This is a genomic window from Paraburkholderia nodosa DSM 21604, assembly GCF_000519185.1.
GTDB lineage: Bacteria > Pseudomonadota > Gammaproteobacteria > Burkholderiales > Burkholderiaceae > Paraburkholderia > Paraburkholderia nodosa.
The window spans coordinates 238672-263926 of the sequence record NZ_JAFA01000004.1 but is presented as its reverse complement, the minus strand read 5'-3'; the positions used below and the strand labels follow the sequence as shown (position 1 = coordinate 263926).

The window sequence follows — 25255 nt, the reverse complement described above, 5'->3', positions numbered from 1 at the left end:
GGAGTGAGTCACAGTGAGCGCTATCCAGTGGAGCGGGGTGTTTCCCGCCGTCAGCACGCAGTTCAAGGCGGACTTCTCGGTCGATATCGACGCCACGCACCGGGTGGTGAGCAATCTCGTCAAGGACGGCGTGTCTGGCCTCGTGGTGTGCGGCACCGTCGGCGAGAACACGTCGCTCGCGACGAATGAAAAGATTGCGGTGATCGAGGCCGCGCGCGACGCGGCAGGCGGCAAGGTGCCGGTGATCGCGGGCATCGCCGAATTCACCACCGAGTTCGCGCGTCAAACCGTGAAAGAAGCGGCGCGCGTGGGCGTGGACGGCGTGATGGTCATGCCGGCGCTCGTGTATTCCTCGAAGCCGCACGAGACGGCCGCGCATTTCCGCGCCGTGGCGTCCAGCACCGACGTGCCGGTGATGGTTTACAACAATCCGCCGATCTACAAGAACGACGTGACGCCCGACATCCTGATCGCTCTTCAGGATTGCGAAAATATCGTCTGCTTCAAGGATTCGTCGGGCGATACGAGCCGCTTCATCGATCTGCGCAACGCCGTGGGCGACCGCTTCGTGCTGTTCGCGGGCCTCGACGACGTGGTGGTCGAAAGCGTGGCCGTGGGCGCGCAAGGCTGGGTCTCGGGCATGTCGAACGTGTTCCCGAAGGAAGGCGAAACGCTGTTCCGTCTCGCGAAGCAAAAGCGTTTTGACGAAGCGCTCGCGCTCTACCGCTGGTTCATGCCGCTGCTGCACCTCGACGCGCGCCCCGACCTCGTGCAGTGCATCAAGCTGTGCGAGGAGCTGGTGGGCCGCGGCAGCGCGACCACGCGCCCGCCGCGCCTGGCGCTCGAAGGCGAAGCGCTCGCGCATGTGAAGGCCGTGGTCGAGAAGGCGCTCGCCACGCGCCCCGCCCTGCCGGACGTCGGTCTGTAAGCGTTACGAACTCAGCGCGCCTCTCTCCCAATCTTCATTCGAATCACCGAAACCGGGCCACGTTGGCCCGGTTTGTTTTTTTACACGGGATGCCATGTCCACCACCATCGTCCTCACGCTCGACGAAGTCTTCACGCTCTCGCGCAACGTGCTGCTGCGGCACGGCATGTCCGAGGCGCACGCCGATGCGATCGCGCGCGTGATCACGCAAGGCCAGCGCGACGAATGCCATTCGCATGGCATCTATCGCCTGCTCGTCTGCGCACGCTCGCTCAAGAGCGGCAAGGTCGATGCACGCGCCGAACCGACGCTGCGCGATATCGCGCCCGGCGTGCTGGCCGTGGACGCGCACTTTGGCTTTTCGCTGCTCGCCTTCGAAACCGGCCTGCCCGTGCTCGCGCAGAAAGCGCGCAGCCAGGGCATCGCGGCGATGGCCATCAACCGCTGCTTTCATTTTTCGGCGCTGTGGCCCGAGGTCGAAGCCATCGCGGCGCAAGGGCTCGTGGGCATCGCCATGAATCCGAGCCATAGCTGGGTCGCGCCGGCCGGCGGCACGCGCGGCGTGTTCGGCACGAATCCGCTCGCGTTCGCATGGCCGCGCGAAGGCGGCCTGCCGTTCGTGTTCGACTTCGCCACGAGCGCGATCGCGCGCGGCGACATCGAATTGCACGCGCGCGAGGGCAAGCCCATTCCGCCGCATTGGGCGCTCGACCGCGACGGCCAGCCCACCACCGACGCCCGCGCCGCGCTGGACGGCGCGATGCAGACGTTCGGCGGCCACAAGGGCTCGGCGCTCGCGGCCATGATCGAACTGCTCGCGGGCGCGCTGATCGGCGACCTCACCAGCATGGAGTCGCAGGCCTTCGACGGCGGCGCGGGCGCGAGCCCTTGCCATGGCGAACTCGTCATCGCCATCGATCCCCGGCGCTTCGGCGGCGACGGCTACGCAGCCGGTCAGGCGCGCGCCGAGCGGATGTTCGCCGCCATCACCGCCCAGGGCGCGCGCTTGCCGTCGCAGCGCCGTTTCGAGGCACGCGCGCGCAGCGAACGCGATGGCGTGAAGGTGCCGCGCGCGCTCTACGACGACGTGCTGAAACTCCTCGACTGATTGCCAGGCTCCCTTAAGCGTGCCGCTTAAGCACCGGTTAAGCCGGGATGAGCGACAATATAAGGCTGAAATTAGGGGAGCGAGCGATGCGCCTGTTGCTGGTGGAAGACGACGAAATGATTGCCGAAACGGTGCTCGACTCGATGCGCCGCGAGGGTCATGCCGTCGACTGGGCGCGCGACGGGCGCGAAGCGGAGCTTTCGCTCGACAACGACGTGTACGACCTCGTGCTGCTCGACCTCGGGCTGCCGAAGAAGGACGGGATCGAGGTGCTCAACGGCTACCGCCGCAAGGGCGGCGAAGCGGCCGTGCTGATCCTGACCGCGCGCGACTCGGTGACGGACCGCATCGCCGGGCTCGACGCCGGCGCCGACGACTACCTGATCAAACCCTTCGATCTCGACGAGCTGGCCGCCCGCACGCGCGCCATGCTCCGCCGCCGCACGGGCCAGAAACAGCCGGTTTACACGCACAGCGGCCTCGCGCTCGACCCCGCCGCGCACGAGGTGACGAAAGACGGCGAAAGCGTCGCGCTCGTGCCACGCGAATTCGCGCTGCTGCGCGTGCTCATCGAGCAGCCCGCGCGCGTGTTCACGAAGGCCGAACTCGAAGAGCGCATGTACGGCTGGGGCGAGGAAGTCGGCAGCAACGCGATCGAGGTGCATGTGCACAGCTTGCGCCGCAAGATCGGCACCGACCAGATCGTGACGGTGCGCGGCGTGGGCTACCGGCTCAAGAGATCGGAATGAATTCCATCCGCCGCCGCCTGCTGGGCTGGCTCATCTGCGGGTTCGCGGCCGCTTCCCTGGTGGCGGGCTTCGGCATTTTTCACAGCGCGCGCGAAGAAGCGGGCGAGCTGTTCGATTACGAGCTGCACGCCGTGGCGCTTTCCATGCCCGTGAACGCCGCGACGGCACGCGAGGTCGAGCAGTCCGGTCCCGGCTTCGACGAGATCGCCGACGACCGCATTCTCATCCAGATCTGGGATCACGACGGCAAGCTGGTTTACCGCTCGCAGGAAACGCCCGTGCTGCCGCGCCAGGCCACGGGCTTTCGCACGATCGAGCACGACGAGGTGCATTGGCGCGTGTACGGCCTCGCGCAAACGGACCGCTTCGTTCAGGTCGCGCAGCCCATTTCCGTGCGCGACGGGCTGGCGCTGCACCTCGCGCTGCATACGTTGTGGCCGCTCGCGCTGCTCGTGCCGGTGGCCATCGTGCTGCTGCTGTTCGTGGTGACGCGCGGCCTCGCGCCGGTGGGCGCGTTGTCGGCGCTGCTCGCTTCGCGCTCGGTGCATGAGCTGGAGCCGTTGCGCCTCGATGGCTCGGTGCCCGTCGAACTGCGCCCGCTCGTCGTCGCGCTCAACGACCTGCTGGACCGCCTGAATACGGCCTCGCAGGCGCAGCGCACCTTCATCGCCGACGCGGCGCACGAGCTGCGCTCGCCGCTCGCCGCGCTCAAGCTGCAATGGCAGGCGGCACTGCACGACGGCACGCTCAACGGCGAGCCGCGCACGCTCGAGCGCATGCAAACGCGCCTGAACCGCACGATCCGCCTCGTGCAGCAATTGCTCACGCTCGCGCGCGAAGATGCGCAAGCGAGCACGCCGGCGACTGTCGTGAGCCTGCGGCGGCTGGGCGAGCAGGCCATCGGCGACTTCTCGCTGCTCGCGGAGGAGAAAGGCATCGACTTGGGCCTCGAGTCGCGGCCGCCCGTGACGCCCGAGTGCATCTGCAACGTGCACGCTGACGCGCACGGCCTGAACACCTCGCTGAACAACCTGCTCGACAACGCGATCCGCTACACGCCGGCAGGCGGCAAGATCGATCTCGTGCTCACGCGTTCGCAGGACACCCTCGGCTTCGAAGTCATCGATAACGGGCCCGGGATTCCCGAAGCCGATCTCGAGCGCGTGCTCGACCGCTTCTTTCGCGGCGATCACGCCCAGGGCACGGGCAGCGGGCTCGGTCTTTCGATCGTGGCGCGCATCGCGCAGCGTCAGGGCCTGACGTTCACGCTGCGCAACAACCCGGGCGGGCGCGGGCTCACGGCTGCGGTGAGCGGGCTGCCGGCACACGACAGCCCCGCCGCCAACACGAATGCGCCCGCCAGCCGAACCGCGCGGGCGACGAGTGATTCGGCTTAGGGCCTGTTCACACTAATTACAGGCCCTAAGGCGCAGCCGCGCCCTGCACCAGTTCCAGCACGCGATACGCGAACCGCACGCGCGACTCGGTGGGGTGATTGCGGTTGGCGAGAATGACGATGGCCGTCTTGCGGGACGGCTCGAACGCCAGATAGCCGCCAAAACCATTGGTTGCGCCCGTCTTGTCGAGCAACGCATCGGGCTGGGGCGGCAGCGGCGGGATCAACGCCGTGGCCGGGTTGTCCTCCAGCACCATGAGGTTCGCGTTGCCTTTCACGAGATCGTTCAGGCCCACGGGCTGCGCGTACTGCTCCCATACGAGGTCCTGAATGAAAGGACCCGTGCGGAAATAGCCCACATGCGTGGCCTCCAGCGCGCGCTGCAACTCCGGCTCCACCTCGACCTGACCCAGGTTCGCTTCGAGAAAGCGCAGCATGTCGCGCGTATCCGATTTCACGCCGTAGGCTTCGTCGGCGAGCACGCCGGGATTCAGCCGCACCGGTGCGTTCTTGCTGTTGTAGCCCTGCGCATAGGCCGCGCGCTCCGCAGCCGGCACGCGAATGAACGTGTGTGCGAGCCCTAGCTTCGGAAAGAGCAGTTTCTCCACCGCATCCGCATAGCTCATGCCGAGCTGCTGCGCCGCGATGCGCGCAAACATGCCGATGCTCGGGTTTGCATAGGTGCGCTGCGTGCCCGCCGGATAGCGCGGTCGCCATGCCTTGAGCCACGCCGTCAGCTGCGCGTCGTTCGTGACTTCGTCAGGCACCTGCAGCGGGAAGCCGCCGCCCGTGTGCGTGCCGAGATTGACGAGCGTAAGCGCGCCAAACGGCGTGCCGCGCATCCCGGGCAGATAGCTGCTCACTGGCGCGTCGAGCGAGAGCTTGCCGGTCACCTGCGCCCACCCGGCGAGCGCGGCGGCGAACGTCTTGCTCATCGAGCCGAGTTCGAACAGCGTTTCGCTCGTGACCGGTTCGCCCGTTTCCTTCGATGCGACGCCGAAGTTGTAGAAGCGCTCCGTGCCGTTCACGGCGACCCCGATCGCGAGACCGGGGATGCCGTTCTCGCGCATGAACGCAAGCGCGGCTTCGCGTATGGGTGCGTCGCTGCCGGTGGCGGGTTCGGCGGCAAAGGCGGGACTACTGAGGGCGATGGCGAACAACAGGGCACCGGCACAGCCCCTGACGAGTGAACGAAGCAAGATCGCCTCCTTACGCGCTGCGCAAAGCCGTGATCTTACCCGGTCTCTGCGCAACGGCCTCCGGCAAGGCGACCCCGTGCTTGCCAACTTACTCGGCATACTCCGGGCTGCGTTGCAGTTCACGCACCGCGCCAGCAGCCTGCTCTTCGCGCATGCGCGGGGCATGAACCGGCGTAACGGATTGCCGGCGGCCTTGCCCGCGCGCGCCGCCGCGCACGAAGCGGCGCCCTTCCCGGCCATACACGGCATCCGGCTCGGGGAAGATCGTCAGCAGTACGATATAGATCATGCCGCCCACCGCCAGCGAAACCGGCACGCTCAGATCGAGGCCGCCCGCCAGCGAGCCAAGCGGACCGACGAATTGCCCCGGCAGATTCACGAACGCAAGACCGAGAAACGCCGCCGGCAGCCAGGCACCCATCGCGCGCAGATTCCAGCCGTGCGTGAACCAGTAGTGCCCGCCACGGCCGCCGCGATTGAAGACCTGGAGATCGTCGGCGAGATAGTGGCCACGGCGCGTCACGAAGCCAATCACCATGATCGCCATCCACGGGCAGCTGAACGTGCAGATCAGCGTGGAGAACGTCGAGACGCTTTCCACGAGATTGAACGCGAAGCGCCCGACGAAGATAAAGCCGATGGCCAGCGTGCCGATCAGCATGGTCGCGCGCACGCGGTTCAGGAGCCTCGGGAACATGCTCGACATGTCGAGGCCGGTGCCATAGAGCGCGGTCGTGCCGGTGGACATGCCGCCGATGATCGCAATGAGGCACGTAGGCAGCAGGAACCAGCGCGGCGACACGGCCAGCAGTCCGCCCACATAGTCGTTCGAGGCGATATAGCTCGGCGCCTTCGTTGCGATGAGCGTGGCCGTGACGAGGCCGAAGAAGAATGGCACGAAGGTGGCGATCTGCGCGGCGAACACGGCGCCCATCACGCGGTGGCGCGGCGTGTGCTGCGGAATGTAGCGCGCCCAGTCGCCGAGCGTCGAGGCGAACGACACCGGGTTGCTCAATGCGACGAGCACGGCGCTCACGAAGGCCACCCAGAATCCCGCGCCGCCTTCATGCAGCGTGCCGGCATAGTTGGGATCGAACGCGCCCGCAAACGCGAAGGCGCCCACCACGAACATGAGGCTCGCTGCCCACACGGCAATCTTGTTCACCCACAGCATGAAGCGAAAGCCGTAGATGCACACCACCACCACGAGCACGGCGAACACCATGTAGGCCGAGCTGAGCGTCCAGGTGTTGACCGGCACGCCGACCATGTCGTGCGCGCCGCCCACGAGTGCATCGCCCGAACTCCAGACGGCAAGTGCGAAGAACGCGATCGACGTGAGCAACGCGAGGAACGAGCCCACGATCCGCCCGTGGATGCCGAAGTGCGCCCCCGACGAAACGGGATCGCTCGTGCCGTTGCGCGGACCGAACAGGCTCATGGGCGCGAGGATGCAGGTGCCGGCGAGCACGCCGAGCACGATGGACCACACGCCGGCCTTGAACGAGAGGCCCACCAGCACTGGAAAGCTGCCCAGCACCGAGGTGGAGAAGGTATTGCAGCCGCCGAACAGCAGCCGGAACAGATCGATGGGCCGCGCGTAGCGCGAGGCATCGGGAATGCGTTCGAAACCGAATGTTTCGATCTGGGTAATGCTGTTGTCGCTCATTGTCTCACTCCTTGCCGCGCCGATCTGGTTGTTTTTGCAAACAACCGGTCAACGCACTATCAACGTCTCTCGCCCACTTTAATCGATCGCGGCGGGCTAATTATTCTGCATTCCATACGTTTACATCTTGCGCAGCCAATGTATGGCGCGCAGCGCTTCTTTCATTCGACCAGCGCTTCGGGCACGGCGGCATGCTGCCCATAGACGCCCAGCAGATCGTCGCAGAACGCGCGCACGATGGGCTTTTCCGCGGCGCTGCGCTTGACGGTCAGATGCATCGGCACGTCGAAGCCGAACGTGGTGCGCCCGAGCGCCCTGATGAGGCCGCGCTGCTCGAACGGTTCGGCGTGATGCGCGGGCAGATAGCCGATATGGCTGCCCGACAGGATCAGGACCGTGGCGGCGTCGATGCTGTCGGCAATCGCCGTCACCTGCCGGTCGCCGATACCGGCAAGCTCCTCCGGTATCGAATAGCTGCGCCAGACCCAGTCGTGCTCGCGCAGGTCATCGACGTTGACGTGCGGAGCACTATGGAAAAGCGCATGCCCGCGCCCGCAGCACAGCACCTGGCGCTCGCTGAACAGCTCGGTGTAGTCGAGCCCCGCCACGCGATGCCAGAAGTAGCCGATCGCAATGTCGAGGTGGTTGTTGACGAGGCTTTCTTCGAGTTCCTGCGGCGCCGCAACCTTCATCGTGAAGCGCACGGCCTGGTCGCGTTGGCGGAATGCGCCGATCGCTTCCGCGAGCCGCGCATTCTCGACGTGCGAAGCCTGGCCTATCAGGCCGATGCCGAGCGTGCCGACGAGTTTTCGGTCGATATCGCGCACCCGCGCAACGAACTCGGTGGTGGCCGCAACGAGCGCACGCGCCGAGGGCACGAAGCGTTCGCCCTTCGACGTGAGACGAAAGCCGCCGCGCCCGCGCTCGCAGAGCTTGAAGCCCACGCGCGCCTCGAGCGCCGAGAGCTGCGTGCTGATGGTGGACTGCCGCACGCCTAGCGTCGCTTCGGCCGCGGTGATGCCGCGCGCGTCCACCACGGCGAGAAACACGCGGATCAGCCGCAGGTCGAGATCGGAAGTATTGGAGAACATGCCGCTCATCCCTCACATCGGAAAGCCCATCGCCTTGATACCCTTGATCCACGCGCGCTTCCAGCCGCCTTCGGCGTCGGCGCCGTCGAACGCATGGAACGTGACCTTGGCGGCCAGCCAGCGCGCCGGCTCCGGCGGGATATAAGTCGGGCTCTGGTTGGCGATATCGAGCGCGCGCTCGGGGCTGTTGCGGTCGAACAGGATATTCAGGCCCATGAACGCGCCGAAGCGGCTCGCCGCCACGCCAAAGCCCGTGTAACCCGCCACGAAAACGGCCTTGTCGTTCAGATAGCGCTTCGCGAACACGGAGCCGCGCGAGCAGTAGTCGATCGGTCCGCCCCACGCATGGGAGAAGCGTACGTCGGCAAGCTGCGGGAAGGTGCGGTAAAACGCCTGCGCGAGCCGATAGTAGGTCTCGGCCTTCTGGTCCTGCGGGGGATTCGGATCGCCGTCGAAGTGATAGCTCACGAGTCCGCCGAAGATGATGTTGTTGTTCTTCGTGAGGCGGAAGTAATTGAGCTGCGTGCGCGTGTCGTAAATGCCCTGGCGATTCTTCCAGCCAATACGCGCGAGCTGTTCTTCGGTGAGCGGCTCGGTGGCGAGCACGTGGTCGCGCACCTGCAGCACGCGCCGGTTGATATCAGGAATGCCAACCTTTGCCGTACCGCTGCCGAACACCACGCGCGGTGCGCGCACGCTGCCTTCGGGCGTCTTCACGTAGACAGTCTGGCCTTCGTCGATGACATCGATGAGCGGCGTGTGCTCATAGAGCTTCACGCCGAGCGAAAGCGCCGCGCGCTTGAGGCCCCACGCAAGCTTGGCCGGATGCACGATGCCGCTGCGATTGCGCGACCACAGCGCGCCGGCGAACAACGGCGAATCCAGTTGCGTGCGCGTCGCTTCGCCATCGAGCAGAACGACATCGTGCCCGTAGCGTGTGTGCAGCTCGTAGTCGCCGCGCAAGTGCTCGATATGCTCGGGATCGACCGCCACCGTCATCTCGCCGTTCCATTCGATGTCGGCGTCGATGTTGTAGCGCTTGAGCGTTTCTTCGAAGCCGTCGAGATTGTGATGGCCGAATTCTTCGAGCTGCGCAATATCGTTGGGGAATACCCGCACGGCATTGGGCAAGCCATGCATCACCGAAGTCGAGATGATGCCGCCCGCGCGGCCCGACGCGCCGTGCGCGACTTTGCCCGCCTCGATCAGCACGACATTCAGATGCGGCATCTGCTCCCTGGCCTGCACGGCGGCCCAGAGCCCCGTAAAGCCGCCGCCGACGATCAGCAGATCGGCCTCTACGTTGGCGGTGAGCCTGGGTTCGGTCGGCGGCTCGGCCGGGTTGTCGAGCCAGTACGGAAAGAACCGTGTGCGCGAAAGCGCCTCTTGCACGCTGAGCGTGACGCGCCGGCGCGATTCGATTTCAACTTCTGCAGGGGTACTCATGATTGGCTTCACTGCACGAAACGGGAGAAACAAAGCCACCTCCCGTGGGAGGCGGCTCGCCATGGTCCTTAGGCCTGTTCGAGCACGACGTAGAACTTCTTCGCGTCCTCGAGGGTTTCCCAGCGGCCTGCAAAGCCGGCGGGCAGGAGGTAGCCCTGGCCCGCCGTGAATTCCTTGCGAGCGCCGTTCGCGTCGGTCAGGGCGATCTTGCCTTCTACGAGCCATACCGCTTCGTCGGCGGTCGTGGCCGGGAAATCCACCGCGCCGACCTTGCCTTCCCACCAGCCGATCACATAGTTGTTGTTCTTGCCGACCGTGGCACGCCAGTCGCTTTCGTCCATGCCATACTCCAGCCTGGTGAATTCGCCGATGCCAGCGCCCAGCGGCACGATGTCCTGAATCAGTTTGCTCATTTGCGTCGCTTCCGGTTGATTGAGTGACGCCAAAGTTACCGACTGGCGCGGCCGCGGTATGCCCCCCCTCAGGGGGGGCAAGCGATGTTTTGCTGCCTGATTTGGGCTTTTTTGGCGGCCAATAGCCATCGGCTATAATGAATCAGCCATCACGAATGGGCGCGCCATGCTGCTCAACGTCCCCCCGCTCAACCGCGATCATCCGAACTTTCCGCTCTCGTTCAAGACCCTCGGCAACGTGATCGAGGCCGTCGGCACGCCCGATTTCGTGCCGCGTCTTACGCTGCTGCTCAACGAGGTCGTGCCCGTCAATGTCGTGCATATCGAGCGCTCGCGCGCGGACAGCACGATGCCCACGGGCTTTCGCGGCGAATGGATCGGCAGTGGCGGGGTCGGAATGGATTCGGGTGCGATCTCGGACGTGATGACCCTGTATTACGACCGCTTCTACGAAAGCGATCCGCTGTTCGCGGGCATTCGCGGCAAGCTCGGCACGATGCTGGTGGTGCGCGACATCGGCGCGATACCGCCGGGCGAATTCCGCCAGCGGCTCTTCGACGAGGCGCGCATTGCCCACGAATGCGTGCTCGCACGCGGCACGCGCCACGCGCAGGACTCCATCGCGCTCGAACGCGGGCTGCGCGAACCGCCGTTTACGCTCATGGAAATGAACCGTTTTCGCGGCGTGAGCGAGTTTCTGTTTCCGCTGCTCGAACTGCATGCCTCCACGAGCGCGGCCCGGCGCATTGCCCATGCGGCTCCGTTCATGCATCCGCTCGCGCAGTTCGACGCGCGCATTGCGGCAGACAACGTGCGCCTTTCCAAACGCGAATACGAAACCTGCGCGCACCTCATCACGGGCAAGACTGTGCCCGAAGCCGCGCAGATCCTGGGCGTGCAGGTGGCTACCGCCGAGTCGTACGTGAAGCGCGCCTTCGCGAAGCTGGGCGTGCGCACCAAGCGCGAGTTGATCGCCTGGGGCCACGCCGCGGTTTAGCCACGGTGTCTAGTCACGCTGTTTAGTCAATTAAAAGCTCACATACATCGATTTTCATCGATGTAAACATCTCAACTTCAATATTTGGCCGCGCGGGATCTCCCCTACCATCGCCCGATCGATTTGACTCTAACGATCGGAGACACACCAGATGGAGCGCCAGTTCAACCAGCCGCAGGGCGGCAACGAGATGCCGCGGTTCGGCGGCATCGCCACCATGATGCGCCTGCCGCAGGCCGAGACCACCGAGGGCCTCGACGTCTGCTTCGTGGGCGTGCCGCTCGATATCGGCACCTCGAACCGTTCCGGCGCGCGCTTCGGGCCGCGCCAGATCCGCTCGGAATCGGTGCTGCTGCGGCCGTACAACATGGCCACGCGCGCGGCGCCGTTCGATTCGCTGCAGGTGGCCGATATCGGTGACGTCGCAACGAATCCGTACGACCTGAAGGATTCGATTCGTCTGATCGAAGCGGCGTACGACCGCATCGTCGAAACAGGCTGCCGCCCGATCACGCTCGGCGGCGACCACACGATCGCATGGCCGATCCTGCGCGCGCTGCACAAGAAATACGGCAAGGTCGCCGTCGTCCACATCGACGCTCACGCCGACGTGAACGACACCATGTTCGGCGAAAAGATCGCGCACGGCACGCCGTTTCGCCGCGCCGTCGAAGATGGCCTCCTGCAATGCGACAAGGTCACGCAAATCGGCCTGCGCGGCACCGGCTATCACGCCGAAGATTTCGACTGGTGCCGCAAGCAGGGTTTCACCGTCGTGCAAGCCGAGGACTGCTGGAACCGCTCGCTCGCGCCGCTCATGGAAGAGGTGCGTGCTCGCGTGGGCGACACGCCCGTGTACCTGAGCTTCGATATCGACGGGCTCGACCCCGCGTTCGCGCCCGGCACCGGCACGCCCGAGGTGGGCGGGCTGACCGTGCACCAGGGCCTCGAAATCGTGCGCGGCATGAAGGGGCTCAACGTGGTGGGCGCCGATCTCGTCGAAGTCTCGCCGCCGTACGACCAGGCCGGCACGACCGCGCTCGTGGGCGCGAATCTCGCCTTCGAAATGCTTTGCATCATGCCCGGCGTGGCTTACCGCTAGGGCGCGAGGAGACACATCATGGCTACCAATACCGAACGTCAGATCGACGGCGAGGCCTTTGTGCTGCCCGCCGCCACGATTGCGGGCGCAACTTTTTGCGCTGCGGACAGCGAAGTGTGCTCGCGCATCTGCAACGCGGCGACGGGCGCAACGATCGGCTGGCAGGAGCACGCCACGGCGGAGATGGTCGATCGCGCCGTACACGCCGCGCACGATGCGCTCATCGCGTGGCGGCACACGACGCCCGCCGCGCGCGGCAGGCTGCTGCGCAAGATCGCCGAGTTGCTGGAAGCCGACCGCGCACGCCTCGCTGCCATGCAGATGCAGGTGAGCGGCAAGCCGCCGTTCGAAGCGGACCTCGACGTGAGCGACGCCATCGCGACGTTCAACTACTACGCGGGCCTGTGCGAAGACGCGTCGATGTTCGCCGCGGAACCGGTCGCGCTACCGGACGATGCGCTGCTGGCCGAGCGCTTGCACGAACCGGTGGGCGTCGCGGCGCTGATCGTGCCGTGGAATTTCCCGATGGTCACGACCGCATGGAAACTCGCACCCGCGTTGGCCGCGGGCTGCACGGTCGTCATCAAGCCTTCGGAACTCACCTCGCCCACCGAGCACATGCTCGCCGCAATCGTGAGCGAAGCGGGCGTGCCGGATGGCGTCGTGAACGTGGTCAACGGCGGCGGCGAAGTCGGCGCATGGCTGACGACGCATCCGCTCGTCGACAAGATCTCGTTCACCGGCAGCACGGCGTCGGGCCGCAAGGTCATGCGGGCCGCCGCGCAGGACATGAAGCGCCTCACGCTCGAACTGGGCGGCAAGTCCGCGCTGATCGTGCGCGAAGACGCCGACGTGGTGCAGGCCGTCTCGCTCGCGGTGGGCGGCGCGTTCACCAACGCCGGCCAGATGTGCTCGGCCACCGCGCGCATCCTCGTGCACGACAACGTGTATCGCAAGTTCATGGCCGCATTCGAGACAGCGGTGCGAGCCATCGTGGTCGCGCCGCCTCAGGGTGCGGACGCGGCGATGGGACCGCTCATCAGCGCGGCGCAGCACGCGCGCGTGGCCGCGCTCGTGGCGCAAGGCGTCGAGGCGGGCGCGCAGATCGCGTTCGCGGGCCAGCTCGATCCCGCATGCGCCGATGGCTTCTTCATGGCGCCCGTCGTCATCGCGGAACCCGCGGCGGACAACGTGCTCTGGTCCGACGAGATCTTCGGACCCCTCGCGTGCGTGAAATCATTCCGTTCGGATGACGAAGCAATTGCCCTCGCCAACGATACGCGTTACGGACTGGTCGCCACGGTCGTCACGAGCGACGCAAAGGCCGCGCGACGCTACAAGGCACAGCTGCGCGCCGGGCTCGTCTGGGTCAACACTCCGCAACTGATCTTTCCGCAAGTGTGCTGGGGCGGCTTCGGCCTGAGCGGCATCGGCCGCGAGCTGGGCGTGGCCGGCTTGCGCAGCTACCAGGAATTGCGGCACACGGTCGGCCTGCGCGCCTGACCGCTTCATGCCGGCTTCATGCCCCGCCTCGCGCGGGCTGGATCGCGGCCTCGCACGCAAGGTGCGCGGCCGCGACGCTTTGACGGGCGGCGCGGCCGTAGGCGGCGCGGCGGGGGTGGCGGCTCGCGTGGCATAATTCCCGCACTATTTCCGCCACTTCACGCCGTGCGCCGATTCCATCTCAGGCTGGGCAGTCTACTGGGGACGCTTGCGCTCCTCATGGCGACGCTCGCGCCCGTGGTTTCGCACCTGCTTGCCGCCCAGGCCATGCAGACGGCACCCGGCACGGTGGAACGCGCGCCCTGCGGCATGCCTTCGATGGAGCGCCACGTGCACGGCGCGAGCGGCGCAGCGGGCGCGCACGCCACGAACGCGACGTCCGGCGACATGCAGGACTGCGGCTATTGCAGCTTCTTCGCGCACCTGCCCGTCGTGTCCGGCGTACCCGTGGCGCTGTTCGTCGTCGGCCGGCTCGTGCAGGCGCGCATCGCGGCGCAGTTCGAAAGCGTTCGCCTCGTCGCGCCCGCGAGCCACATCCACGCACGCGCCCCACCCCTGTCCTGACTGGATCGACCCGGCCAACCCCGGACGACGCGCCCAGCGTGTCGCCGGGCCTGCACGCGCGCCGCCCTGGCTCGCGCGCGTGCCTCGCTCCTCGACAGGACAACTCATGTCTGACCAATCGCCGTCCAGCCGCATGGCGCTGGGCGAGCTTGCCCCCATTCGCGCACTGACCCGGCTCATCGGCTGCGCGCTGCTGCTCGGATCGTGCGCGGCCCATGCTCACGCCATCGCGGGCGACCGCGTTTTCCCCTCCACGCTCTCCGTCGACGACCCCGGCGTCGGCGACGAAGCCAACCTCGAATTCGGGCACCAGCGCGTGCCGGGCGACGCCGGCGACCAAAGCATCAACACCTACAGCTTCGAGTACGACAAGCTCATCACGCCGCGGCTGGCCTTCTCCGTGGACGGCAGCTACGTCATGCAGAACAACCCCACCGCGCGCGGCTTCGACAACTTCGGCGTGGGGCTCAAGTACCTGCTCTACGTGAACGACGCGCATGAATTCATGACCTCGGTCGGCGTGAACGCCGAACTCGGCGGCACCGGCAGCCGCGCGATCGCCGCCAACTTCTCGACGATCTCGCCCACGGTCTTCGCCGGCAAGGGCATGGGCGATCTGCCTGACTCGCTCGCATGGCTGCGGCCCATCGCCATCACGGGCGAAGCGGGACCGTCGTTCACGACCGGCGGCGGCCAGCCGAACTCGTTCGACTATGGCTTCACGTTCCAGTACAGCCTGCCCTACCTGCAGCAGCACGTCCACGACCTCGGCATGCCGCAGCCGTTTTCCAACCTCATCCCGCTGGTCGAAGTGCCCCTCTCGCGCAGCCAGGGGCAAACGACCGGGACCGTCAACCCCGGCTTCATCTGGATGAACCGTTACGGCCAGCTCGGCATCGAAGCGCAGATCCCGATCAACCGGGCGAGCGGCTCGCACGTCGGCATCCTCGCGCAGGTGCACATCTTCTTCGACGATGTCGCGCCGCGCACGATCGGCAAGCCGCTGTTCCAGTAAGCCCGCACCTTCACACAGGAATATCGCCATGAAACTTGCTACATTGCGCACAGCCGTCGCCTCGGTCGCGCTGCTCGCCGCCCACCTCGCGTGGGCGCACGCTTATCCGAAGCATCAGGAACCGCCTGCTGGATCGACCGCGCCGGCCACGCTCAACGCCGTCGTGATCGACTTCGATGACGGGCTCGAACCCGCCTTCAGTTCCATCGACGTGACCGACGCGCAGGGCAAATCCGTCATTCGCGACAAGGCCAAGGTCGATGCGGGCAACAACAAGCGCATGTCGGTTGCGCTCAACGCACTGACGCCTGGAAAGTATTCGGTGGTGTGGGTCGCGGTTGCCGCCGATGGGCATCGCACGACCGGACATTACTCGTTCGACGTGAAGTGAACGTGTAACGACGAGATGAGGCCATGCTGCGACTTCTTGCGCTTTCGCAGCGTGGCTCGTTGGCGATTTTCTGGGAGGGCGCCGGCTTACTGCGGCGTGGTGGCGGTAAAGGCTTCGGGCGAGCCGGTCAAGGCGTCGTACAGCTCCCCAACGGGCAAGTCGCCGATTTCGTTATGGATATAGGCGGTAAACGTACGATCGTAGAGCGCGCGCCCGGCGTTGGTTTCCATCGTCATGTCGAAGCCGTTGAGAACCAGACCGGCGATTTCGTCGGCTTCGAGCAGGATGTGTTCAGCTTTCTTTCGTTCCATGGTAGTGCTCCGGTACAGCAGGATCATGCAATTTTAAGGGGAACCGCGCAGAAATGCTGGCAAAAAAAACGGGGGCGATTCGGCTTCGTTCCCGCAATGCGGCATACGCCGATTCATCGAAATGCTTAGTTATCCGATCAATCTCCGAAGCGCCCTCACCATGACGGTTTGGACAACCCGGGCGCGGGCGCACCCTGGGGCCGGCAAGAAATCGAACGGCGGCCCGGCAGGGGCGCATGGCGGCGCGTGCGGGAAAACGCTAATGCCCCGCCCGCCGCCCGCTATCTAGCTGCAAAAAGTGCCATCGAATCTCCCTTTTGTATAGGGACGCGCGTACTCAGGTCAAATATTCTCTCTCCATCGAAGTGTTCCGTCCGGCGTCGGCCCCTGTCCGGGCCCCGACGGCGAATTTCAGGGAGAAGGACGTTGGCTCAGAAAGTGCGGCTCAAACTTGCGGTCGGTGAACACCCGCATACCTCGGCAATTCGTAACGGATCGATCCCCATCGAAGGCGTCGATGCCGAATTCGTCACGGTCCAGCCGCAGATCGGCGCATTCCGCCGCATGGTGCGCGACGTCGAGTTCGACGTCTGCGAACTGGCCCCGACCACCTATATCATCGCTCGCGCCTACGGCGCGCCCTTCGTCGGCCTGCCCATCTTCGTCACGCGCCGCTTCCACCACGGCGGCCTGCTCGTGCGCCCCGAAGCCGGCATCAAGCACCCGAAGGACCTCGAAGGCCGCAAGGTCGGCGTGCGCGCCTACTCCGTGACGACGGGCGTCTGGACGCGCCAGGTCCTGATCGACGAGTTCGGGCTCGATTCGTCCAAGGTCACGTGGGTCGTGGACGACGAGGAGCACGTCACGCAACTCAAGCTGCCCTCGAACGTCGTGCACGCCCCGGCCGGCCGCTCGCTTGCCGACATGATGGCGAGCGGCGAACTCGCGGCGGGCTTCGCGGCGGCGGCCGGCATCGGCCGCACGGGCGCGCCCACGGGCGGCTGGAAGGAAGTCGAGGCCGATTACCCCGACCTGCTGCCGAACGCTGTCGAACTCGAGAAGGAGTATTACGCGCGCACCGGCATCTACCCGATGCACGGCACCATCGTCGTGAAGGACTCGGTGCTCGCCGAGCATCCTTGGATCGCGAAGTCGCTCTACGACGCCTTCGCGCAAGCCAGGCAGGAATGGCTCGCGCGTCTCGACGCAGGCGAGGCCGTAAGCGCCGGGGACAAAAAGTATCTGGAGCTGCGCAAGATCGTCGGCCACGACCCACTGCCCTACGGCATCGAGGAAAACCGCAAGACCATCGAAGCGCTCGAGGCGACTGCATTCAAGCAGGGGCTCACGCCGCGCCGCCTGTCCATGAGCGAGCTGTTCGTCGACCCGCTGGCCCGCTGATCCGCAGGAAGACACCATGATCATCGATTGCCACGGCCACTTCACGACGGTTCCCGCCTCGTTCAGGAACTGGCGCGCCACCCAGGTCGAGTTCCCCAGCGACCCGACGAACGCGCCTTCGCGCGCCGGCGCCTGGGTCAGCGACGAGCAGATCCGCGAAGCCATCGGCAACGGCCAGCTCAAGCTGCAGCGCGAACGCGGCAGCGACCTCACGCTGTTCTCGCCGATCGCCGGTCTTATGAGCCACCATCTCGGCAACGAGCGCACGAGCCTCGAGTGGGCCGAGATCTCCAACGATCTCGTCTACCGCGTGACCGAGATGTTCCCGGACAACTTCGCGCCGGTCTGCCAGTTGCCCCAGTCTCCGGGCGTGGCGCCCGCCAACAGCGTGGCCGAGCTGCGCCGCTGCGTCGAACAAATGGGCTTCGTGGGCTGCAACCTGAACCCGGACCCGAGCGGCGGCTACTGGACCGGCAAGCCGGTGACGGACCGCGAGTGGTATCCGCTCTACGAGGCGCTCTGCGATCTCGACGTGCCCGCCATGATCCACGTGGCCGCCTCGTGCAATCCGTGCTTTCACGGCACCGGCGCGCACTATCTGAATGCGGACACCTCGGTGTTCATGCAGATTCTCCAGTCGGATCTTTTCAGGGACTTCCCAACGCTGCGCCTCGTGATTCCGCACGGCGGCGGCGCGGTGCCCTACCACTGGGGCCGCTACCGCGGCATGTCGCTCGACATGCGCGATCGTCCGCTCGAAGGACTGCTGAACAATATCTTCTTCGATTCCTGCGTGTATCACCAGCCTGGCGTGGAACTGCTCACGAAGGTGATTCCGTCGAGCAACGTGCTGTTCGGCTCGGAGATGATCGGCGCGGTGCGCGGCAAGGACCCCGCTACGGGCCACTACTTCGACGACACGAAGCGCTATCTCGACGCCTGTCCGGCGCTCACCGACGACGACCGCTTCAAGATCTTCGAAGGAAACGCTCGCCGCGTCTATCCGCGACTCGACGCACGGCTGAAGGCGCGCGGCCAATGATTTTCGCTCCTCCTGCAGGCAATCGAAAAACAACCGGGACACCCATGCCATCCCCAATCGTTGATATTCACCCGCACATCATTTCCGGCAACGAAGACCGCTATCCGCCCGCGCCCCTCTTCGGCAAGCGCTCGGAGTGGTCGCAGGAGCGCCCCACCACCGTCGAAACGTTGATCGCCGCGATGGACGAAGCCGGCGTCGGCAAGGCCGCCGTGGTGCATTCGTCGACCACCTACGGGTTCGACAACAGCTACGTGGCCGACAGTTGCGCGCGCTACTCAGATCGCCTCGTGGCCGTGGGCTCCGTGGACGTGCTGCAACCCGACGCGCCGCAGCGCATTCGCGAATGGGTCGAGCGCGGTCTCGAAGGGCTGCGCCTCTTTACCGGTGGCAGTACGAAGGAATTCGACCCGAGCGAGCTGGACGATCCGCGCGCGTTTCCCGCGTGGGAACTGTGCGCGGACCTCGGGCTGCCGATGTGCATCCAGACGGGTCCGGTCGGACTGCCGCAGATCACGGCGCTCGCCAGGCGCTTTCCGGGTGTGCCCATCATCCTCGACCACCTTGGCCGCCCCGATGTGACCGATGGTGCGCCGTACGCGAAGGCGCAAAGCCTCTTCGACCTCGCGCAGTACGAGAACATTTTCCTGAAGCTCACGCCGCGCATTTTCGGCGACGTGAAGAAGGAACGGGCGAGCGCCGAGACGTTTTTCCCGCGCGTAGTCGACGCCTTCGGCGCGCAGCGTATGGCGTGGGGATCGAATTTTCCCACTTCGCCGGGTACGCTACAGGACATCCTGGCCACGGCGCAGGCAGGGCTGCAATGCCTGAACGCGGCAGACCGTGCGTGGATTTTCGGCAAGACAGCACTCAAGCTCTATCCGGCTCTGGTCTGAGCCGACGCCGCCAACCGGCGGTCATTGCGGTCGGGCGGCACGCAACCTGCGCGCCGCCAGGCCATGTAACAGAATCGATTGAGGTAAGAAAAAGCAGATGGAGACGAGCAAATCAGAACGATCGAGCGTCGTGAGCAACTGGGGCGTGCTTGCCCTGCTCGCGATCGGCGTGTTGACGTCCTTTATCGACCGCACCAGCATTTCCAGCGTCCTTGCGGATAGCCACTTCATCCGGCACTTTGCGCTGACCAACGTCGACCGCGGCTGGATCAACTCCGCGTTCTTCTGGTCGTATGGGCTCTTTCAGGTGCCAATGGGCTGGATCTCCGACCGCTACGGCGTGAAATGGCCCTATGCGATCTGCTTTGCGCTGTGGTGTGCGGCCACTGCGCTGATGGGCGCCGTCACGACGATTGCGGGCCTCGTCGTCATGCGCCTGCTCGTCGGCATTGCCGAAGCCATCGTGATCCCGGCCAGCTACCGCTGGATTCGCAACAACTTTCACGAAAGCCAGAGCGGCCTCGCCGTGGGCATTCTCGCCATGGGCAACAAGTTCGGCCCGGCAATCGGCGCGCCAGTCGCCGCATGGTTCATCGTCAACTATTCGTGGAAGGCGATGTTCGTCGCCACCGGTCTCGTCGGGCTGCTCTGGCTCGTGCCCTGGCTGCTCCTCGTGCGCAACGACCTGCCCTCGCGCGACTCCGTGCGCCAGGCCGATCGCAGCGCCCGCACGGTCAGTTTCGGCAGCATCCTGTCGAGCCCGGTGGTGTGGGGCGGCATGATCACGAACTTCTGCTACGGCTATTTCACGTTTTACTGCATGACGTGGATGCCCGCCTACCTTGTCGAGCAACGCGGCCTGTCGATCGGCAAATCGGGCATCTTCACGTTCTTCAGCTTCGCCGGCATCGCGATCGTCGCGGCCATCGCGGGCTGGGCGGCGGACCGCATCATCGCGCGCGGCGGCAATGCGATCTTCGTGCGCAAGGCGTTCATCATCGCGGGCTTCGTTGGCGGCTGCACAGTCCTGCTGGGCGCCTACGCGAACACTCTCGAAGCCGCCCTCTTCTGGAACGTGCTCTCGCTTTCGCTGCTTGGCCTGACCACCGCGAACAATCTCGTGCTCTCGCGCCTCACCTTGATCCCCAAGCAAACCGTGGGCCTCGTGACCGGCGTGCAGCAGGTCGCGACCAGCCTCGCCGGCGGCGTGGCCGCAAGCCTCTCGGGCTGGCTGCTGCATGTGGGCGGGAGCTACGACCTGCCGATGATGGTGATCTTCGTGTTCCTGCTCGTGGGCGCGGCGGCCACGGCGACCCTCTATCGCCCCGAGTGGGCGCCGAAGGTCAGCGAGCCGCAGCGCGAACTGCGCGAGGCGTGATCCGCAGGGCAAGCGAACCATCGTAGTCCAAAGCAAAGCAACGGTGGCGCCCGCCTGCGAGCGCCTGCGACCTAAATAACGCCAACGGCCCTCCGTGGCGACCGACTGTAAAACTGGAAACAACATACATGGCGAAGATCGTATTCGGGATGGCGGTGCCGCATAGCGGCATGCTCGGCCAGGCACCGGAAGACTGGCTGAAGAACGGCGAGCGCGACCGCAACAATCCGGAATTGTGGTTCCGCAACCGGACGTGGACTTACCCCGAACTCGAGGCACACCGCGAGGCCGCGTTCGCGCCGTTCCTCACGCTCGAAGAGCGCACCGCGCGCGCCGCGCGCTGCCGTGTCGCGCTCGACAAAATGGCGGCCGCGTACCGCGACGCGAAGATCGACGTGGCGATCATTCTCGGCAAGGACCAGAAGGAGATCTTCACGGAATTCTCGCCTTCCATCGCGATCTTCAGCGGCGAGGAAGTCCATAACGGTCCGCCGCAGCGATCCGTCTACGCGCCCGACCATCATGTCACGCACGATTGCCACCCGGAACTGGCCGCATACCTGATCAACCACTTCCAGGCGAACGGCTTCGATCTCGCCGATTTGTTCGCATGGCCCGACAACGTGTGGATGAAACCGCTCCCGGATTACCCGGTCGTGCCGCACGCGTATAGCTTCGTCTATCACCAGATCATGGACGACAATCCGCCGCCGCACGTGCCGATCATCATGAACTGCTTCTACCCGCCGACGCAGCCTTCGATGTCGCGCTGCATCGAGTTTGGCCGCGTGCTGCGCGATGCGATCACGGCCTGGCCCGAAGACGTGCGTGTGGGCATCTTCGCCTCGGGCGGACTCTCGCACTTCGTGAACGACGAGGAGTTCGACCACCGCATCATGAAGATGCTGGCAACTTACGACTACGACGGCCTCGCCGCCGTGGACGATCGCTCGTATCAGTCCGGCACCTCGGAAATCAAGCTCTATGTGAGCGTGATGAAGGCGGTGCAGGAGACCGGCGCCGAGATGACGCTGGTCGATTACGTCCCCTGCTGGCGCACGCCCGCCGGCACCGGCGAGGGCATGGGCTTCATGTACTGGAAAGCGGACGAGTGAACCAGACGCGCCGCCCTTTTTACTTCCGTGGATGAGAGACAGACCGATGAGCAACACCCGCCTGAACGGCATCATTCGTGCGTTCGAATCCGGCAAGCCCGCGTTCGCCGCATTCGCCAAGCTCGACAAGCAGACCGCCATCGAGATGAGCGAGGCGCCCTACGACGGCATCGTGTTCGAAATGGAGCACAACCCGTATGACGTCGCCGCGCTCGGCGACGCCATGCAGTACATGCTCAACCGCAAGCAGATCGCCGAGTCGGGCACCGTCGCCCCACGCGTCACCCCCATCGCGCGGATTCCCGCCAACGGCGCGGAGATGAACCAGGCCTTCGCCAAGCAGGTGCTCGATCGCGGCACGTACGGCGTCGTGTGGCCCCACATCGCCACCGTCGAGCAGGCGTATAACGCGGTGGCCTCGTGCCGGTACGCCCGCCCGAAACACGCACCGCTCTACGAGCCCAAGGGCGTGCGCGGCGACGGCCCGGCCAATGCGGCGCGCTACTGGGGGCTTTCGATGCAGGAGTACTACGAGAAGGCCGACGTATGGCCGCTCGCCCCGCACGGCGAGATCCTCGTGGGCCTCATGTGCGAAAGCACGCAGGCGATCGAGAACCTCGACGACATCCTCGCCAATGTGCCGGGCATCGGCTTCATCCTGATTGGTGAAGGCGACCTCAGCCAGGAACTGGGCTTTCCCCGACAGTACGAACACCCGGAAGTGCTCGACGCTATGCGCCGGATCGTCGAGACCTGCCACAAGCACAACGTCGTGCTCGGCAATCCGCACGTGACGGCGAAGAACCACCAGCGGCTCATTCAGGAAGGCTATCGCTTCCTCATGTCGGCGCCCACGCGCAGCTACGGCGTGGTCGGCACGGCACGCGAAATGGCGGGCTACTGATCCGCCTGCGGCACGGCAGCCTTCGAGGCGCGAACGTCAAAGATTAAGGAGTGCAACATGTCCACGGCAACCGAAGTGCCCACGCTGCGCTGTTCGACGATGTGACCGGCAGCCTGGGCTGAGGACCCACCGGGGCAGCGGCGTCAGCAATGACTGTGGCATGGAATCTGAACGATCTAATTAGGTTTACGAATTATTTCAAACGATGGAGGCGAACGCCCCCGCGCCTACGGGTCAATGAGTGCAATAACGATAAGTAACGTCGGAGACAAGAATGAAGAAAGTGTTGGTAGTGGCATCGGGCATCGCGTCGGCCTGCCTGTTTAATACCGCTCATGCGCAGTCGTCCGTCACGCTCTACGGCGTGATCGACAACGCCGTCGAATATCAGAACGGCGGCGCCGGCGCCGTCGTGCGCGCAACCTCGGGCGGCCTGTTTGCGAGCCGTTATGGCCTGAAAGGCAGCGAGGATATCGGCGGCGGACTGCACGTCAACTTTCAGCTCGAGCAGGGTTTTTCCGCCATGACCGGCGCCGTCGCCAATTCCGCGGAAGCCTTCAACCGCCAGGCATGGGTGGGACTCTCGGGCGGCTTCGGTGAAGTGCGATTCGGCCTGCAAAACACGCCGCAGTATATTTTCCTGAACCGGGAACTCGATCCGGTCGCGGTGATGAGCATGGGCTCGCCCATGCTCAACTTCAACTCGCTGACCATCCGCGTCAACAATGCGATCTCCTACTTCACACCGACGGTCTATGGGCTGAGTGCGCAGTTCATGGTCGCGATGCGCGACGCCACGACCAAGCCGAGCAACGGGCTGCAGTTCTACAACGCGGCCGCTCGCTACGAGAACGGACCGTTCAGAATCGCGGCGGGTTACGAGCAGGCGGACAACGCCACCGGCACATCTACACTGAAAGTGTTCAACGCGGGGGCGTCGGTCGGCGTCGGCCCGGCGCGCTTCTATCTCGCGTACCACACGGAGCATCAGACCGACAACAGCATCAAGCGCGACGTGTATGAAGGCTCCGGTTCCTGGAACTTCAGCCCGGCGGACCAGCTCGCGCTGATGTACGGCTACGTACACGACCGCACCGGCAAGGGCAACAACGCCCAGCAGATCGGCATGACCTACGAGCACTATCTGTCGAAGCGCACGACACTGTACGCGTCGGCCGGGTTCATCAACAACCGCAATCAGGCGAGTTTCACGCTCAACGGCACCGCATATGGCGGGGTCACGGTGGCGCCGGGCTCGAATACGCGCGGCGTGATCCTTGGCATGGTGCAGACCTTCTGATGTCAGGGTGGGATCGACGCCGGAAAGTTCCGGCGCCGGTCTCGGGGTATATCGCCATTCGCCTGGCCGCCAACTCATGAAAAAATATGACGATATCCACCGCCCCTTTTTCGAGGGGTAAACCGAGAAATTCGCACGCGTGCCCAGCCTGAAGGTGCAGCGTTCAGGCGAAATTCCAATCGCAATGGCGGCCCCGCCTGAACGGCCGTCCAGGAGACCGCATGGCACACGGTGCAATGATCAGCAAACCCCTGCGCAAAACCACCGGTGAAAGCCGGTTGACCGCGGTTCCCAAGGTTCGGCTCTACGTCGAGCGGCCCGAAGAGGAAAACTGGTTTGTGCACGTCGGCCACGTGACCGAACGCGGGCGCTGGCGCACCGAGCCCCACGCACATCCGGCCTACGGGCAACTGATCTTCGTGCGCAACGGCCGCGGCGTCATGAATCTGGAAGGCCGCAGCGTGCCGTTCGAAGGACCCTGCGCGCTGCTGGTGCCCACCGAATGTATCCACGGTCTCGACTATGAAATCGATGTCGACCGGTGGGTCGTCACGATAGAAGTGTCCTATCTCACGCAGGTCAACGCGAAGCTTCACGAGTTCATCGCGCTCTGGTCCTCGCCACGCATGATTCCGCTCGCGCATAGCGCCGACGCCGCCAGCGAGTTCTACACCCTGATTCAGCGCCTGAAGCAGGAAGTGGAGTCCGACGCGGTGGGCCAGGTCGCCGGAACCGAAGCCTTGCTGACGATGCTGCTGTTGACGCTGATTCGCGAAGCGCGCCTCGAGCAGACCGTCAGCGACAGCGCGCCGCGCCACGACGTGCGCCTCGTGGAGCGCTTCCGCAAGCTGATTGACGAACACTACCGCAGCAATCTGCCGCTCCAGGAATACGCTTCGATGCTTGCGGTGTCGCTCGTGCAGTTGCGCGCCGCATGCGCCTCCGCCGCGGAAAAAAGCCCGACCAAAATGATTCACGCGCGCATTATCACCGAAGCGAAACGCGAACTCATTTTCGGCGACATGTCGGTGGAGCAAATCGCGTTCTGGCTGGGCTTCGCGGACGCCGCGTATTTCACGCGCTTCTTTCGCCGGGAAGTCGGGCAGGCGCCAAGCCAGTTTCGCAGCGACGCGCGGCGATAGCTTCGAGCTTTCGCGGCCAGAGGCGCGTGCGGCAATTCCTTTCCGCACCTTTCCCCTTGCGTCGCACGCCGCCGATCTCGCACCGGTATCTTCCCTGGTTCCACTGAAAAGTGCCAGCGAATCCCGCTTTTGTGCAGGGACCCGCCCGGGCGCTGCGAATACCCTTTTCGCGTTTTCCGGTTTTCCGCTTCCCCG

Annotated in this window: 24 protein-coding genes; 18 read left to right on the top strand and 6 right to left on the bottom strand. The window is 65.1% G+C overall.

Going from position 1 to position 25255, the window contains the following annotated elements:
- The first annotated feature begins 13 nt into the window (after nt 1-13).
- From A3CW_RS0107630 to A3CW_RS45560, 4 genes are all read left to right on the top strand, one after another.
- Complete coding sequence (locus A3CW_RS0107630; RefSeq protein WP_211254045.1) at nt 14-928, top strand: dihydrodipicolinate synthase family protein; 915 nt, start codon at nt 14-16, stop codon at nt 926-928.
- A gap of 94 nt (nt 929-1022) precedes the next feature.
- A complete protein-coding gene (locus A3CW_RS0107625) occupies nt 1023-2036 on the top strand; it encodes an Ldh family oxidoreductase (RefSeq protein ID WP_028203033.1) in 1014 nt (337 codons plus the stop codon).
- Between the two features lie 86 nt (nt 2037-2122).
- Nucleotides 2123-2785 carry a response regulator gene (locus A3CW_RS0107620; RefSeq protein WP_028203032.1) on the top strand — a complete coding sequence of 221 codons (663 nt, stop codon included), beginning with the start codon at nt 2123-2125 and terminating at the stop codon, nt 2783-2785.
- Entirely contained in the window at nt 2782-4182 is a 1401-nt protein-coding gene (locus tag A3CW_RS45560; RefSeq protein WP_051481298.1) for an ATP-binding protein, read from the top strand. Before A3CW_RS0107620 ends, A3CW_RS45560 begins: the two co-directional genes overlap by 4 nt.
- 25 nt (nt 4183-4207) lie before the next feature.
- Here A3CW_RS45560 and ampC read toward each other — a convergent pair whose 3' ends face one another.
- The 5 genes from ampC to A3CW_RS0107590 form a co-directional block, all read right to left on the bottom strand.
- Nucleotides 4208-5380, bottom strand: a complete 1173-nt coding sequence (gene ampC / locus A3CW_RS0107610; RefSeq protein WP_063750815.1) for a class C beta-lactamase — start codon at nt 5378-5380, stop codon at nt 4208-4210.
- 88 nt (nt 5381-5468) lie between these two features.
- Nucleotides 5469-7049, bottom strand: a complete 1581-nt coding sequence (locus tag A3CW_RS45555; RefSeq protein WP_051481297.1) for a purine-cytosine permease family protein — start codon at nt 7047-7049, stop codon at nt 5469-5471.
- A gap of 161 nt (nt 7050-7210) precedes the next feature.
- Nucleotides 7211-8140 (bottom strand): LysR family transcriptional regulator, encoded by a 930-nt coding sequence (locus A3CW_RS0107600; RefSeq protein WP_028203030.1) that lies wholly within the window; start codon nt 8138-8140, stop codon nt 7211-7213.
- A gap of 12 nt (nt 8141-8152) precedes the next feature.
- On the bottom strand, nt 8153-9586 hold the full coding sequence (locus A3CW_RS0107595) for an NAD(P)/FAD-dependent oxidoreductase (protein ID WP_051481296.1): 1434 nt from the start codon (nt 9584-9586) through the stop codon (nt 8153-8155).
- Nucleotides 9587-9654: 68 nt separating this feature from the next.
- On the bottom strand, nt 9655-9999 hold the full coding sequence (locus A3CW_RS0107590) for a cupin domain-containing protein (RefSeq protein WP_028203028.1): 345 nt from the start codon (nt 9997-9999) through the stop codon (nt 9655-9657).
- Nucleotides 10000-10165: 166 nt separating this feature from the next.
- Here A3CW_RS0107590 and A3CW_RS0107585 point away from each other — a divergent pair, with 166 nt between their 5' ends.
- The 6 genes from A3CW_RS0107585 to A3CW_RS0107555 all read left to right on the top strand — a co-directional run bounded on the left by A3CW_RS0107585 (nt 10166) and on the right by A3CW_RS0107555 (nt 15571).
- Nucleotides 10166-10996: a helix-turn-helix transcriptional regulator gene (locus tag A3CW_RS0107585; RefSeq protein WP_028203027.1), complete on the top strand. Its 831-nt coding sequence runs from the start codon at nt 10166-10168 to the stop codon at nt 10994-10996.
- Nucleotides 10997-11147: 151 nt separating this feature from the next.
- Nucleotides 11148-12098: an agmatinase gene (gene speB / locus A3CW_RS0107580; RefSeq protein WP_028203026.1), complete on the top strand. Its 951-nt coding sequence runs from the start codon at nt 11148-11150 to the stop codon at nt 12096-12098.
- Nucleotides 12099-12116: 18 nt separating this feature from the next.
- Entirely contained in the window at nt 12117-13601 is a 1485-nt protein-coding gene (locus A3CW_RS0107575; protein ID WP_051481295.1) for an aldehyde dehydrogenase family protein, read from the top strand.
- Nucleotides 13602-13619: 18 nt separating this feature from the next.
- Entirely contained in the window at nt 13620-14165 is a 546-nt protein-coding gene (locus tag A3CW_RS54260; RefSeq protein WP_081771556.1) for a DUF2946 family protein, read from the top strand.
- A 133-nt stretch (nt 14166-14298) separates the two neighbouring features.
- Nucleotides 14299-15180 (top strand): hypothetical protein, encoded by an 882-nt coding sequence (locus A3CW_RS0107560; protein ID WP_051481293.1) that lies wholly within the window; start codon nt 14299-14301, stop codon nt 15178-15180.
- A 28-nt stretch (nt 15181-15208) separates the two neighbouring features.
- On the top strand, nt 15209-15571 hold the full coding sequence (locus tag A3CW_RS0107555) for a copper resistance protein CopC (RefSeq protein ID WP_028203023.1): 363 nt from the start codon (nt 15209-15211) through the stop codon (nt 15569-15571).
- Between the two features lie 86 nt (nt 15572-15657).
- Here the strand turns inward: A3CW_RS0107555 and A3CW_RS0107550 are convergent, their stop codons facing one another.
- Complete coding sequence (locus A3CW_RS0107550) at nt 15658-15882, bottom strand: hypothetical protein (RefSeq protein ID WP_028203022.1); 225 nt, start codon at nt 15880-15882, stop codon at nt 15658-15660.
- A gap of 426 nt (nt 15883-16308) precedes the next feature.
- Here A3CW_RS0107550 and A3CW_RS0107545 point away from each other — a divergent pair, with 426 nt between their 5' ends.
- The 8 genes from A3CW_RS0107545 (at nt 16309) to A3CW_RS0107510 (ending at nt 25060) form a co-directional block, all read left to right on the top strand.
- Nucleotides 16309-17283, top strand: coding sequence for an ABC transporter substrate-binding protein (locus A3CW_RS0107545; RefSeq protein WP_028203021.1), 975 nt, complete (start codon nt 16309-16311; stop codon nt 17281-17283).
- Between the two features lie 16 nt (nt 17284-17299).
- Nucleotides 17300-18325, top strand: a complete 1026-nt coding sequence (locus A3CW_RS0107540; protein ID WP_028203020.1) for an amidohydrolase family protein — start codon at nt 17300-17302, stop codon at nt 18323-18325.
- Nucleotides 18326-18369: 44 nt separating this feature from the next.
- Nucleotides 18370-19221, top strand: coding sequence for an amidohydrolase family protein (locus tag A3CW_RS0107535; protein ID WP_028203019.1), 852 nt, complete (start codon nt 18370-18372; stop codon nt 19219-19221).
- A gap of 97 nt (nt 19222-19318) precedes the next feature.
- Nucleotides 19319-20599 (top strand): MFS transporter, encoded by a 1281-nt coding sequence (locus A3CW_RS0107530; RefSeq protein ID WP_028203018.1) that lies wholly within the window; start codon nt 19319-19321, stop codon nt 20597-20599.
- Nucleotides 20600-20727: 128 nt separating this feature from the next.
- A complete protein-coding gene (locus tag A3CW_RS0107525; RefSeq protein WP_028203017.1) occupies nt 20728-21714 on the top strand; it encodes a DODA-type extradiol aromatic ring-opening family dioxygenase in 987 nt (328 codons plus the stop codon).
- 46 nt (nt 21715-21760) lie between these two features.
- Complete coding sequence (locus A3CW_RS0107520) at nt 21761-22618, top strand: HpcH/HpaI aldolase family protein (protein ID WP_028203016.1); 858 nt, start codon at nt 21761-21763, stop codon at nt 22616-22618.
- A 274-nt stretch (nt 22619-22892) separates the two neighbouring features.
- A complete protein-coding gene (locus tag A3CW_RS0107515) occupies nt 22893-23918 on the top strand; it encodes a porin (protein WP_028203015.1) in 1026 nt (341 codons plus the stop codon).
- Between the two features lie 221 nt (nt 23919-24139).
- Complete coding sequence (locus tag A3CW_RS0107510) at nt 24140-25060, top strand: helix-turn-helix domain-containing protein (protein ID WP_028203014.1); 921 nt, start codon at nt 24140-24142, stop codon at nt 25058-25060.
- Nucleotides 25061-25255: the final 195 nt, after the last annotated feature.